General features: G+C 71.0%; 11 protein-coding genes and 1 pseudogene. 5 read left to right on the plus strand and 7 right to left on the minus strand.

Features of this window, described 5'->3' with window-relative positions; translation table 11 throughout:
* Window positions 1-79: 79 nt before the first annotated feature.
* The gene (locus AB0K36_RS07750) at window positions 80-811 is read right to left on the minus strand and encodes a TetR/AcrR family transcriptional regulator (RefSeq protein WP_364589738.1); all 732 of its coding nucleotides are present in this window, start codon (window positions 809-811) and stop codon (window positions 80-82) included.
* A 172-nt stretch (window positions 812-983) separates the two neighbouring features.
* Here AB0K36_RS07750 and AB0K36_RS07755 point away from each other — a divergent pair, with 172 nt between their 5' ends.
* A complete protein-coding gene (locus tag AB0K36_RS07755) occupies window positions 984-1,433 on the plus strand; it encodes a nitroreductase family deazaflavin-dependent oxidoreductase (RefSeq protein WP_364589741.1) in 450 nt (149 codons plus the stop codon).
* 293 nt (window positions 1,434-1,726) lie between these two features.
* Here AB0K36_RS07755 and AB0K36_RS07760 read toward each other — a convergent pair whose 3' ends face one another.
* Window positions 1,727-2,974: a geranylgeranyl reductase family protein gene (locus tag AB0K36_RS07760; protein WP_364589744.1), complete on the minus strand. Its 1,248-nt coding sequence runs from the start codon at window positions 2,972-2,974 to the stop codon at window positions 1,727-1,729.
* A gap of 146 nt (window positions 2,975-3,120) precedes the next feature.
* Between AB0K36_RS07760 and AB0K36_RS07765 the strand changes: the two genes are divergently transcribed.
* Window positions 3,121-4,485 carry a dipeptidase gene (locus AB0K36_RS07765; RefSeq protein WP_364589745.1) on the plus strand — a complete coding sequence of 455 codons (1,365 nt, stop codon included), beginning with the start codon at window positions 3,121-3,123 and terminating at the stop codon, window positions 4,483-4,485.
* 65 nt (window positions 4,486-4,550) lie between these two features.
* On the plus strand, window positions 4,551-5,243 hold the full coding sequence (locus tag AB0K36_RS07770) for an MBL fold metallo-hydrolase (protein ID WP_364589748.1): 693 nt from the start codon (window positions 4,551-4,553) through the stop codon (window positions 5,241-5,243).
* Window positions 5,244-5,328: 85 nt separating this feature from the next.
* On the opposite strand, the gene AB0K36_RS07775 is transcribed toward AB0K36_RS07770, so the two are convergent.
* Window positions 5,329-6,060 (minus strand): SDR family NAD(P)-dependent oxidoreductase, encoded by a 732-nt coding sequence (locus tag AB0K36_RS07775; RefSeq protein WP_364589751.1) that lies wholly within the window; start codon window positions 6,058-6,060, stop codon window positions 5,329-5,331.
* 184 nt (window positions 6,061-6,244) lie between these two features.
* Complete coding sequence (locus AB0K36_RS07780; RefSeq protein WP_364589754.1) at window positions 6,245-7,288, minus strand: NUDIX hydrolase; 1,044 nt, start codon at window positions 7,286-7,288, stop codon at window positions 6,245-6,247.
* Window positions 7,289-7,447: 159 nt separating this feature from the next.
* Here AB0K36_RS07780 and AB0K36_RS07785 point away from each other — a divergent pair, with 159 nt between their 5' ends.
* Entirely contained in the window at window positions 7,448-7,627 is a 180-nt protein-coding gene (locus tag AB0K36_RS07785) for a DUF8839 family protein (protein WP_189469776.1), read from the plus strand.
* Between the two features lie 12 nt (window positions 7,628-7,639).
* Here AB0K36_RS07785 and AB0K36_RS07790 read toward each other — a convergent pair whose 3' ends face one another.
* The 3 genes and pseudogenes from AB0K36_RS07790 to AB0K36_RS07800 form a co-directional block, all read right to left on the minus strand.
* Window positions 7,640-8,560 (minus strand): carbohydrate ABC transporter permease, encoded by a 921-nt coding sequence (locus AB0K36_RS07790; protein WP_364589757.1) that lies wholly within the window; start codon window positions 8,558-8,560, stop codon window positions 7,640-7,642.
* Window positions 8,557-9,489, minus strand: coding sequence for a carbohydrate ABC transporter permease (locus tag AB0K36_RS07795; RefSeq protein ID WP_364589760.1), 933 nt, complete (start codon window positions 9,487-9,489; stop codon window positions 8,557-8,559). Before AB0K36_RS07795 ends, AB0K36_RS07790 begins: the two co-directional genes overlap by 4 nt.
* A pseudogene (locus AB0K36_RS07800) lies at window positions 9,489-10,779 on the minus strand (ABC transporter substrate-binding protein). Before AB0K36_RS07800 ends, AB0K36_RS07795 begins: the two are co-directional and overlap by 1 nt.
* A 220-nt stretch (window positions 10,780-10,999) precedes the next feature.
* Between AB0K36_RS07800 and AB0K36_RS07805 the strand changes: the two are divergent.
* Window positions 11,000-11,878: a sigma-70 family RNA polymerase sigma factor gene (locus AB0K36_RS07805; protein WP_364589763.1), complete on the plus strand. Its 879-nt coding sequence runs from the start codon at window positions 11,000-11,002 to the stop codon at window positions 11,876-11,878.
* The last annotated feature ends 241 nt before the right edge of the window (window positions 11,879-12,119 follow it).

Raw genomic sequence — 12,119 nt, forward strand, 5'->3', positions numbered from 1 at the left:
CAGCCGGGCGTGGCGGTCACGCGTACTCCCTGGGGAGTACGCCGCCGTGGGCCGACGGCCTCCAAGAGCCCGGTCCGCGTCAGGATCCGGCGCTGCTGTCCGGCGGCGTGCCGGCGGATTGAGCCCGCAGTCCCACCTCGTGGGCGATCCGGGTGACGGTGTGCTCGAAGAAGGCCTTCCGGTCCGCGACCACGTTGTTGAAGTGGCCGAAGAGCTCGAAGGAGATCGTCCCGAAGACGTGCGACCATGCGGCGACCATCGCGGCGACGACGGCCGGCGGCAGGTCGGGGGCGATGTCCGCGGCCATGCGCTCCGCCTCCGCGCGCAGCCCGGCGGACAGCGGCGGCAGCGCGAGACCGTCCGTGCGGTGGGCGTCGCGGACGACGGAGACGAGCGCGAGGGGGACTCGGGAGGCCGCGGCGATGGTGTCCTCGGGTGCGCTGTAGCCGGGGACGGGTGAGCCGTAGACGAGGGCGTACTCGTGCGGGTGGTCGAGGGCCCAGTCCCGTACGGCGGAACAGGCCGCGGTCCAGCGGGCGCGGTGGCCGGCCGAGGGCGGGGCCGCGGCGAGCGCGGACTCCGCGGCGGCGCCGGCGGAGTCGTAGGCGTCGACGATCAGGGCGGTGAGCAGGTCGTCGCGACTCGGGAAGTAGCGGTAGAGGGCGGAGGAGGCCATGCCGAGTTCGCGGGCGACGGCGCGGAGGGAGAGCTTGGCCGCGCCTTCTGCGGCGAGTTGCGCGCGGGCCTCGTCCTTGATGGCGGCGGTGATCTCGGTGCGGGCCCGTTCCCTGGCCCCTCGGATGGTGCTCATGGTGGGACACTCTGTCACGTTCCAGAGCAGTAGCCAACAACGAGAGCAGTGCTCTTGCTTTGCTGTCATCCAGCGTGCACACTGATCTCAAGCGAGAGCACCGCTCTCGAAATGAATCGCCGGTCACGGATCAGGACACCGGACGAACCGGTCCAGCACAGGGGAGAACGCCATGCCGCAGGCGCACTACATCAAGCCCAGCCGGTTCGACACGATCCTGAACAACGCAGTCGGCTGGCTCGCCCGCCGGGGCATCAGCCTCATGGGCACGGCGGAGCTCTCCGTCCGCGGCCGGACCAGCGGGGAGTGGCGCGCCATCCCCGTCAACCCGTTGCCCTACGACGGCGGCCCGTACCTGATCTCCGCCCGTGGCCACTCCCAGTGGGTACGCAACCTCCGCGCCGCCGGTGGCGGGCAGCTCAAGGTCGGCCGCAGAACGCAGCAGTTCACCGCCGTGGAGCTCCCCGACGACCAGAAGCCGGAGCTGCTGCGCACCTACCTCGAGCGCTGGGGGTGGGAGGTCGGCCGCTTCTTCGGCGAGGTCGACGCCCGGTCCACGGACGAGGAGCTGCTCGCGGCGGCCCACCGGCACCCCGTCTTCCGGATCACCGTCACGGGGTGACGCCCGTGCGAACGCCTGCGCCGGCCCGCACCGGTACGCGCGCCAAGACGGGCGGTGCGGCCGGACCCAGCGGTGCACCGGACCGGGCCGGGGCCGCGCGGCGCGCGCCGCGCGCCGCGACCAGGGTGCGTGCCGCGACCGCGGTGCGCGCCCGGCCGTGCCGGATTCCCCGCCGTGCGACACCCGGTGCCCCCACCGGCGGGCCGGACTGCCGGCCACGCGCAGCCGCGTACCGCTCGGTGTGCGTGAGCCGAGGCCGGGCCGCCCACCGCGACCGGCGCGCCCGGGAGGGCTCACGGCGCGGGCTGTGACGCCGCCCGCTTGTCCAGGACGTCCAGCGCACGCCGCGCCAGCGGGTGCGTGCGCACCAGGCCGGCCAGCGTCGTCGAGCCGCGGGTGATGTCCGCGAACGCCTTCCATGCGGGCCGGAACCCGGTCAGGACCGCGTGCAGCAGTCCCGGCCGCCGTTCGAAGACGGTGAGCATCCGCCGCCCGACCGCCATCTCGACCCCGAGCCCGGACTTGACGGCGAACGCGTAGTTCAGCGCCTGCCTGCGCGCGTCGACGGCGTCGTGGGCCTCCGCGATCCGTACGGCCCACTCCCCCGCGAGCCGCCCGGAGCGCAGCGCGAACGAGATGCCTTCCCTGGTCCACGGCTCGAGCAGCCCGGCCGCGTCGCCGCAGACCAGGACCCGGCCGCGGGAGAGCGGCGAGTCGTCGCTGCGGCAGCGTGTCAGGTGACCGGAGGAAATGGCGGGCTCGAAGCCGGCGAGCCCCAGCCGGGCGATGAAGTCCTCCAGATACCGCTTGGTGGCAGCCCCTTCGCCGCGCGCCGAGATCACACCGACCGTCAGCGTCCGGCCCTTGGGGAACACCCAGCCGTAACTGCCGGGCATCGGGCCCCAGTCGATGAGGACCCGCCCTTCCCAGTCCTCCGCGACCGTCGCCGGGACCGGGATCTCCGCCTCGAGCCCGAGATCGACCTGGTCGAGCTTCACACCGACGTGTGCGCCTATCCGGCCGGCACTGCCGTCGGCGCCGACGACCGCGCGCGTCAGGACCGTCTCCCCGTCCGACAGCACCACGGCGACCGTGCGCCGGTCCGGCACGGCGGGTCCGTGCTGTTCGACGCGGGACACCGTCGCGCCGGTGCGCAGCACCGCTCCGGCCTTCTGCGCCTGCTCGACCAGACCGGCGTCGAACTCAGGGCGGTTGATGAGGCCGAAGAGCATCCGCTTGGAGCGGCGGGTGCGGGCCAGCCTGCCGTTGAGCGAGAAGGTCACCGCGTGCACCCGATCACGCAGCGGCAGTTCGAAGCCGGGCGGCAGGCTGTCACGGGACGGTCCGATGATCCCCCCGCCGCAGGTCTTGTAGCGGGGCAGTTCGGCCTTCTCCAGCAGAAGCACCCTGCGGCCGGTCACCGCCGCCGCGTAGGCCGCCGACGCCCCCGCGGGCCCTCCGCCGACCACGACGACGTCCCACACGGGGTCGCCAAGCTCATTTGCCGCCTCTGCTCCGGTGGCATCGTTCTCGCTGCTCACGATGTACTTCTGCTCCCGATCCGACCTGTGGCCCAAGCTCTCGACGGCATCCTACGGCGCGGTCGCCTCCCACCCCTTGTGGGAGGATCGACCACACATTCGCCGTACACACATCGCACAACGTCGTGCCCTCGAGGAGCGTGCCCATGACCGCCGTACCGATCGCAGAAACCGTCGCGTCGCTGCTTCCCCGCGCCAAGGCGGAGCTCGCGGAACTGGTGGCGTTCCAGTCGGTCGCGGACCCGGCGCAGTTCCCGAAGAGCGAGTGCGAGGCTGCGGCCGCATGGGTGGCGGGGGCCCTGACCGCGGAGGGCTTCACGGACGTGGCCGTCCTGGACACGCCCGACGGCACCCAGTCCGTCTACGGCTTCCTGCCCGGCCCGGTCGGCGCCCCGACCGTGCTGCTGTACGCGCACTACGACGTGCAGCCGCCACTGGACGAGGCGGCGTGGATCTCGCCGCCGTTCGAGCTGACGGAGCGGGACGGCCGCTGGTACGGGCGGGGGGCCGCGGACTGCAAGGGCGGCTTCATCATGCACCTGCTCGCGCTGCGCGCCCTCAAGGCGAACGGCGGCGTGCCGGTGAACGTCAAGGTCATCGTGGAAGGCTCGGAGGAGCAGGGCACAGGCGGTCTGGAGCAGTACGCCGAGGCACACCCGGAGTTGCTGGCCGCGGACGCCGTCGTCATCGGCGACACGGGCAACTTCCGTGTCGGTCTGCCCACGGTCACGGCGAGCCTGCGCGGCATGACGCTGTTGCGCGTGCAGATCGACACCCTCGGGGGCAATCTGCACTCCGGGCAGTTCGGCGGCGCGGCCCCGGACGCGCTGGCCGCACTCATCCGGGTGCTCGACTCGCTGCGGGACGAGGACGGCTCCACGACCGTGGACGGGCTCGCGGCGGACGCGACGTGGGACGGGCTCGCCTACCCGGAGGAGGACTTCCGCAGGGACGCCAAGGTGCTCGACGGGGTGGGTCTGATCGGCGAGGGCACGGTCGCCGACCGGATCTGGGCCCGTCCCGCCGTGACCGTGCTGGGCATCGACTGCCCGCCCGTGGTCGGCGCGACGCCGTCGGTCCAGGCGTCCGCGCGGGCGCTGATCAGCCTGCGGGTGCCGCCGGGCCAGGACGCGGCGGAGGCGCACAAGCTGCTGGCCGCGCACCTGGAGGCGCACACGCCGTGGGGCGCGCGGGTGGCGGTCGAGCAGATCGGCCAGGGCCAGGCCTTCCGTGCGGATGTGACGAGCCCCGCGTACGCGTCGATGGCCGAGGCGATGAAGGTGGCGTACCCGGGTGAGGAGATGCAGGCGTCGGGCATGGGCGGCTCGATCCCGCTGTGCAACACGCTCGCCGCCCTGTACCCGGACGCGGAGATCCTGCTGATCGGCCTGAGCGAGCCGGAGGCGCAGATCCACGCCGTCAACGAGAGCGTGTCGCCCTCGGAGCTCGAGCGGATGTCGGTCACGGAGGCGCTGTTCCTGGGCAACTACGCCCGGTCGAAGCGGAGCTGACCTCCGGGATCTGCCGAGAGCAGAGATCCGTGCGGCGGGCCGGTGCGCCTGCGTAGGTTCGCCGCATGGACTTCATCGAGGTGTCGCCGCGGCTGTACATGTTCCGCTTCCCGATCGGTCAGGCGTACGTGTGGCGCGACGGCGACGATCTCACGCTGGTCGATGCCGGACACGTGGGCAGCGCACCCCTGATGGAGGGGGCGCTGCGTGGCGCCGGGCTGGACCCGGCGCGCATCCGGCGGATCGTCCTCACGCACTGCCACCGCGACCATGTGGGCGCGGCCGGGGAGTTGGCGGAGCGGTACGGCGCCGAGGTGCTCGCGCACCGGCTGGACGCCCCGGTGGTGCGGGGCGAGCAGCCGGTGCCGGAACCGGTCCTGCTGGACTGGGAGATTCCGTTGTACGAGCACGGTCTGACCGTGCCGCCGGCGCCGCCCACCCGGGTGGACCGCGAGCTGGAGGACGGCGACGTGCTGGACTTCGGTGACGGTGCGCGGGTGGTGCACTCCCCCGGGCACACGGATGGCTCGATCGGCCTCCATCTGCCGGCCCACGGGGTGCTGTTCACGGGTGACTGCGTCGCCGGTGTCGGCGAGGTGATGCTGGGCGTGTTCAACGTGGACCGGGCGGCGGCGCTGGCGTCGATGCGCCGCCTCGCGTCGCTCGCGCCGTCCACGGTCTGCTTCGGGCACGGGGAGCCGCTCACCGAGGACGCCGCCGCGGTGCTGCTGGCCGCGGCCGGGTCGGCCGCCGGCTGAGGACGCCGGTCAGCGGCGTGATGGTCGTGCGACGCGGCTCGTGGGTTCGTGGCGAGGTGGGACGGGGACTGCTCGGCGAGTGCGTTCAGTCGACGACAGCGCCGCCGGTGACATTGACCTCTGTGGCGGTCATGGTCGGCGCGCGGTCGGAGGCGAGGAAGGCCGCGGCGTAGGCGACGTCTTCGAGACGGGGCCGGCGGCGGAGCAGCGTCGCGGTCGCCTCCGGGTCGTCCTCGGGCGGGACGGACGGATCGGGCGAGCCGGGCGAGAGCAGCCAGGCTGCCCTGATGCCGTGGGGGCCGAGTTCGCAGGCGAGCTGGCGGCACAGACCGGCGAGGGCGGACCAGGCGATATGGGAGCCGCCGAGGCCGGGGATGGCTTCTCGGCCGCCGCCCATGGCCAGGATCACCCCGGTGCGGCGGGGGATCATGTGGCGGGCGACGGCGGTGGCCAGAGTCAAGTGGGTGGTGACCGCCTTGGTTACGGGGCGCAGCACGTCTTCGTGGGCCATGTCGACCAGTGGGGTGCCGTGGAGGTCGTCGTTGGAAGTGGCGTTGAAGGCGATGTCGATTCCCACGGAGTGCCGGGCGACGGCGTCGGCGTGCCGCTCGACCGCGGCGCGGTCGGTCGCGTCGAGCGTGGCGACCTCGACGCGCCCCCCGGATCCGGCGATGGTGCCGGCCAGCTCCTCCAGAGGTGCGCGGGTGCGTCCGGCCAAGTGGACCGTGGCGCCTTCGCCGGCAAAGACGCGGGCGACCGCGGAGCCGATCGCTCCAGCGCCGCCGTAGACGATGGCGGTCTTGTTCTCCAGCAGCATGGCATTCCTTCCGGGGCGGGTCCTTCAGCTGATTTGATCCCGCCACGCCTCCATCCGCTCTCGGAGCGGTGCCGCCTGCCCCGGCGTCGACGCAGTCGCCCGTCACGTCGACGAACGCGGCCCGTCACACCCGTGCGTGCCATGCCCCTCGGGACCGAGCAAGGTCCGAAGCAGGCTCCAGGGGTCAGGAACCGCCGACCGGGACGCCCGCCTCCAGGTTGAGGACCGTTCCCCGCTCGCGGGCCCGCAGGGCCCAGCGCAGCCGCTGGTACCGGTTGGGCGGCAGCATGGCGGCCGCTTCGTGTTCGGTGGCGAACTTCCAGCCGCGCAGTTCGGAGCCGGGGAGCAGTACGCGTCCGGCGTCGCCCTCGGGGAGGCGGCCGCCGTCGAACAGCAGCCGCAGTCCGCCGAAGCCGGGCGGCTCCGGCGGCTCCCAGTCGACGAGCAGCAGCCTGGGCACCTCGGCCAGTTCGATGCCGAGTTCCTCCGCGACCTCCCGCATGCCCGCGCGGGCGGGCGCCTCGCCGCGCTCCACGACGCCGCCGGGGAACTCCCAGCCGGGCTTGTAGGTCGGGTCGACGAGGAGCACCCGGTCGTGTGCGTCGAAGAGCAGCACACCGGCGGCGAGGGTCTCGGCCGCCGGTTCGGGCGTCTGGACGATGTCGCTGACCGGTGCCGCGCCCGTGCGTACGGCTTCGGCGACGGCCGCGGCGACCGCCCGGGTGTCGAGGCGGCTGTTGTCTATCACGTGCGCGTCACCCGCCAGCCAGCCGAGCGCCGCCTGATAGCGCTCGATGTTCCCGACGGCCCACCGGCGGACGCGTTCGCTCTCCTCCGCGTCGCCCGGGCACGCTTCACGGGCGGCTATCCGCTCGCGCAAAATCGTTTCAGCAGGTGCCAGCAGCACATGCCGCACCGCTATCCGGCGCGAGGCGAGGCCGCCGAAGATCTCGTCTCGGTAGTCCTGGCGCAGCAGGGTCATGGGCGCCACCAGCACACCGCCGAGTTCCGCCAGCAGGGCCGCCGCCGTGTCCACCACGAGCCGCCGCCAGATGGGCAGGTCCTGGTAGTCGCCGACCTCGGCCAGCCGCTTGGCCGGCAGCAGGTGGCGCATGCCCGCGCCGATCAGTTCGGGGTCGAACAGTGTGCTGTTCGGGATCAGGTCGATCAGTTCGCGTGCGGTACTGCTCTTGCCCGCTCCGAACGCACCGTTGATCCAGACGATCACGGGTCCCCCTCTTCCGTAGCCCACAGTGGATTGCCCGCAACACCCTGCCACGCAAACCCGGTACCGGAACCGGTTGGCCGGTCGGGCACTCCAACTGTGGCCGGGCCGTGACACCTGCCGGGGACCGTCGTTGGAGCGGGAGAGACGAGGGAGTGCGTCATGCGTCGCACAGTGTTGGAGAAGTTCCCGGCGGGTGATCCGCGGGGTAGTCGGCAGGCGGAGGAGTACGCCCGCCACCGCAGGGACGAGGGTCTCGCGGCGGAGGTCGTGATGGACCTGGACGCGGACGCGTTCCTGGTCGTGGTGCCGCAGCAGCAGAGCTCGGAGCGGGACTGGTGACGGCCCCGAGGCTCAGCCCTTGGTGGAGCCCAGCGTGAGCCCGGCGATGAAGTGGCGCTGGAGCAGCAGGAAGACGACGAGCGTGGGGAGCGCCACGATCACGGATCCCGCCGCCAGCAGGTTGTAGTCCGTGAAGAACTGGCCTCGCAGGTTGTTCAGCGCCGAGGTGACGGGCAGCTTGTCGCCGTCCGAGATGAAGACCAGCGCCCACAGGAAGTCGTTGTACATCCAGGTGAACTGCAGCGTGCCCAGCGCCGCGAGCGCGGGCCGGCACAGCGGCAGCGTGACCCGCCAGTACTGGGTCCACACGCCCGCGCCGTCCACGATCGCCGCCTCGAGGATCTCCTGCGGCAGGGTGCGCATGAAGTTGGCGAGAACGAAGACGCAGAACCCGGTCTGGAAGCCGGTCTGCACCAGCACCACGGCCCAGTACGAGTCGAACATCGTCATCGAGTCGGACATCCAGTACGGCAGCGGGATGCGGTTGAACAGCACGTACAGCGGGGTGACGATGACCTGCTGGGGCAGCAGGTTGCCGGCGGTGAAGAGCATGAGCAGGACGAGGGATCCGCGCAGCCGCAGCCGGGCGACGGCGAAGGCGACGAACGAGGCGAAGAAGAGCGCCAGCAGCACCCCGGGGACGGCGATGATCAGGGTGTTGACGAAGTATTTCGTCATCCCCGAGTCGGTGAAGGCCTGTTGGTAGTAGTCCAGGGACAGGTTGTCCGGCCAGGAGAAGTACCCGTGCTCGGAGGTCTCCTCGTACGGCCTCAGGGAGGCGTACACCGCGAGGATCAGCGGGGCGAGGAAGGCCAGCGACACGGCCATCAGGAAGGCGTGCACCCCGTACCGGCCGGGCCCACGACGGCGCCGGCTCCGTGCCGGGGCCACCGCTCGGGTGCGGCCGGGCGGCGGAGCGGTGTCGAGGGTCATCGGTTCTTCTCCCCACGCATCTCCTGGACCAGGAACGTCACGACGAACCCCATGGACACGAGCAGCAGGACCACGGCGATGGCCGAGCCGAACCCGATCCGGCTCGCCTCGCCGATGATGTTGTCGGTGACGAGGACGGAGAGCAGTTCGAGGCCGTTGCGGCCCTTGTTGACGGCGTAGACGATGTCGAACGCGCGCAGGGCCTCGATGACCGTGATGACGCCGACGATGATGTTGACCGGGCGCAGGGTCGGCAGGACGACGCGGAAGAAGGTCTGCGTCCCGCTCGCGCCGTCGATGGCTGCCGCTTCCTTGAGGGACGGATCGACGGCCTTCAGCCCGGCGAGGTAGAGGATCATCACATATCCGGTGTGACGCCAGGCCGCTGCCAGCAGGATCATCCAGATGTTCAGGTCGGGGTCGCCGAGCCAGTCGGTGGGGTTGCCGCCGCCTCCCAGAACGGCGTTGAGTGCGCCCTGGTCACGCGAGAAGACGAGCTGGGCGATGAATCCGACGACGGCCAGCGACAGGACGACGGGCATGTACAGGGCCGACTGGTAGAAACGGCTGAACCGCACGCCCCGGTCGACGAGCACGGCGAGCAGCAGTCCGGACGGCGTCGACACGAGCCCGAGGAAGAGCAGCCAGAGCACGTTGTGGCGGACGGCCGGCCAGAAGGCCGGGTAGTTGGTGAAGAGGTTCTCGTAATTGTCCGTGCCGACCCAGGAGATGTCCCCGATGCCGTCCCAGCTGGTGAAGGACAGCACCACGGACGCGAGGGTCGGGCCCCAGACGACGAAGACGTCCAGCAGGACCGGTATGCCGAGGAGCACTCCGATGACGGAGGCGTCGCGGCGGGTGAACCGTCGCCGTCGCTTGACGGTGTTCGTCGGCACGGGCGGTGCCTCCCGTTCCCTCACGGTGGGCATCAGTCGGCGGCGAAGATCGTCTTCTTCTGCCGCTCGATGCCGTTGACCAGCCCGTCCACGTCCTTCGGGTTGTTGATGAAGCTCTGGATGGCGGGAATCATCACCACCGAGGAGAAGTCCGGCCGGGTGTCACGGTCCAGGAACTGCGAGATCTGTTTCGCGCCGGAGACCAGCTCCACGGCCTTCTTCTGGAGCGCGGTGTACTTCGAGGTGTCGGCCTTGTCGCTGACGGCGATGTTGTTCGGGTCGCCCGCGAGGTAGATGTCCTCGGCCTCACCCGTGGCGAGCCACGCGAGCAGGTCCTTGGCGCTCTCCATCACCTTGTCCTGCTTCAGGGACTTGGACTTCTTCGCCAGCAGGAAGCCGTCGATGGGCGCCTCGACGGCGTCCTGGCCGTGCGCGGGATCGATCACCGGGAACGGGAAGAAGTCGATGTCGCCCTGTTCCTCCGCGGGGAACTGCTGGCCGGGGTGCGGGAGTCCGAAGACGGCCATCCCCGTCTCCTTCTTCTGCAGACTGGTGGCCGCCTCCTGCCAGGTACGGCCGTTGGCCGCGGGCTGGCAGTACGGAAGCAGGCTGCGCCAGGTGTCGAAGACCTCCCGGACCTCCTTGCCGGTCCACGCCTCCTCGCCGGCCATCAGCCGCCGGTGGAACTCGTATCCGTTGGTCCGCATGTTGATGTAGTCGAACGTGCCCATCGCGGGCCAGCTGTCCTTGTCGCAGAACGCGATGGGGACGAGCTTGTCCTTCTGCATCTGCCTGGCCAGCGCGATGTACTCGTCGAGGGTCCGGGGCGCCTCGTACCCGCGCTCCTCGAAGACGCTCCGGCGGTGGAACACCGCCCACGGGTAGTAGTAGTACGGCGTGAGGTACTGCTTGCCGTCCTCGCCCGTCGACTGCGCCTTGAGCGCCGGGGAGAAGCCCTCGTACGACCGCCAGATGTCGCTGATGTCGTGCAGCAGTCCCTTCTTGGCGAAGAACTGCATGCGGTAGCCGGCGAACCACATGAAGACGTCGTCGGGCTTGCCCTGGAGATAGCGGTTGATGTTCTCGGAAGGTGTTGTGGTCGACGGTGTTGACCTTGACCTTCCGCCCTTCCTTCGACTGCTTCTCGTAGGCGGCGAAGGCGGCGGCGAACGCCTTCTTCGGTACCGGGTCCGAGGAGTTGGACCCCAGACGGACGGTTCTGCCGTCGCCTCCGGGGCCGCTTCCGCACGCGGCGAGCACCGCGGGCAACGCGACCGCGCCGGCGCCTGCCGCCGCGCCCCTCAGCAGACTCCGCCGGGACACCGATAACTGCGCCATGTTGCCTCCTCGGGCTGCAACCCAACACAACCGAACGCGAGGCTTGGATCTCACCCTCAACCAGGCATGTCGTCAAGGGTTTGAACGAGACTTCTCCAACAGACTCCAACAAGCCCTACCGCAAACGCCCGCCACCGGCTGCTGTCACATCGGCACGCTCCACGGGGTCTACTTCCATGACGCCCCGAGGAAGGAACGAGACCCAGTGGACGAGCACGCATGGTCGAAGGAGCACTTCGAGGAGCACCGGCCTCGCCTGCACGCGGTGGCCTACCGGATGCTCGGCTCCGCGAGCGAGGCCGAGGACGCCGTGCAGGAGGCCTGGCTGCGCGTCGACCGCGCGGAGACGAGTGACATCGAGAACCCCGGCGGATGGCTGACCACGATCGTGGCACGGGTGTGCCTGAACATGCTCCGCACCCGCGAAAGGCGTCGGGAGGAACCGCTCGAGCCCTCGGCCGCCGGCACGTCGGACGGACCCGACCCGGAGCAGGAGGCACTGCTGGCCGACTCGGTCGGGCTGGCGCTGCTGGTGGTGCTCGACATGCTGTCTCCGGCCGAACGGCTCGCGTTCGTGCTCCACGACATGTTCGCCGTGCCCTTCGACGAGATCGCCCCCATGATCGAGCGCTCTCCCACCGCGACCAGGCAACTGGCGAGCCGCGCCCGCCGCCGGGTCAGGGGTACGGCCCCGGAGCCGGAGACCGACCGGACCCGGCAGCGCCGGGTCGTCGAGGCATTCCTCGCCGCCGCCCGCGGCGGGGACTTCGACGCGCTGGTCGCCGTGCTCCATCCGGATGTCGTCTTCCGCGCGGACCGGGCCGTCGGCCCGACCCCGGAGCCGCTCGAGTTCCACGGCGCCGAGGCCGTGGCCAGGGGTGCGTCCGCCGCGTCGGAGCGGGTCCGCTTCAGCGAACCGGCCCTGGTGAACGGCTCGGTCGGCCTGGTGATGGCACCGCGCGGCCGGCTCTTCCTGGTCCTGAAGTTCACGATCGAGGACGACAGGATCACCGAGATCGATGTGATCGCGGAGCCGGACCGCCTCCGCGAGGTGCACCTGGCCCTCCTCGACGGCCCGGCGTGACGCGGCGGGTTCGGCGAGTACCGGCCGTGCAGCCGGGCCCGGGCCACGTACACGTGCCATCACCGCACCCCGCCCCGCCCGGAGGGGCGGGGCGCAGGCGGGACCGGACGACTCCCCCAGGGGCCCGGGGGGGGGGGGGGGCCCCCCCCCCCCCCCGCCCCCCCCCCCCCGCCCCCCCCCCCCCCGCCCCCCCAAAAAAAAAAACAAAAAAAAAAAACAGTGAGAAGAAAAAATGTGGAGT

This window comes from Streptomyces kurssanovii, assembly GCF_040677245.1.
GTDB lineage: Bacteria > Actinomycetota > Actinomycetes > Streptomycetales > Streptomycetaceae > Streptomyces > Streptomyces kurssanovii.

Excerpts from the sequence above, each read along its gene's own strand:
- AB0K36_RS07755 (WP_364589741.1), top strand. The coding sequence starts at position 984 with ATGCCGCAGGCGCACTACATCAAGCCCAGCCGGTTCGACACGATCCTG.
- AB0K36_RS07795 (WP_364589760.1), bottom strand. The coding sequence starts at position 9,489 with ATGCCCACCGTGAGGGAACGGGAGGCACCGCCCGTGCCGACGAACACC.
- AB0K36_RS07790 (WP_364589757.1), bottom strand. The coding sequence starts at position 8,560 with ATGACCCTCGACACCGCTCCGCCGCCCGGCCGCACCCGAGCGGTGGCC.
- AB0K36_RS07770 (WP_364589748.1), top strand. The coding sequence starts at position 4,551 with ATGGACTTCATCGAGGTGTCGCCGCGGCTGTACATGTTCCGCTTCCCG.
- AB0K36_RS07775 (WP_364589751.1), bottom strand. The coding sequence starts at position 6,060 with ATGCTGCTGGAGAACAAGACCGCCATCGTCTACGGCGGCGCTGGAGCG.
- AB0K36_RS07750 (WP_364589738.1), bottom strand. The coding sequence starts at position 811 with ATGAGCACCATCCGAGGGGCCAGGGAACGGGCCCGCACCGAGATCACC.
- AB0K36_RS07765 (WP_364589745.1), top strand. The coding sequence starts at position 3,121 with ATGACCGCCGTACCGATCGCAGAAACCGTCGCGTCGCTGCTTCCCCGC.
- AB0K36_RS07785 (WP_189469776.1), top strand. The coding sequence starts at position 7,448 with ATGCGTCGCACAGTGTTGGAGAAGTTCCCGGCGGGTGATCCGCGGGGT.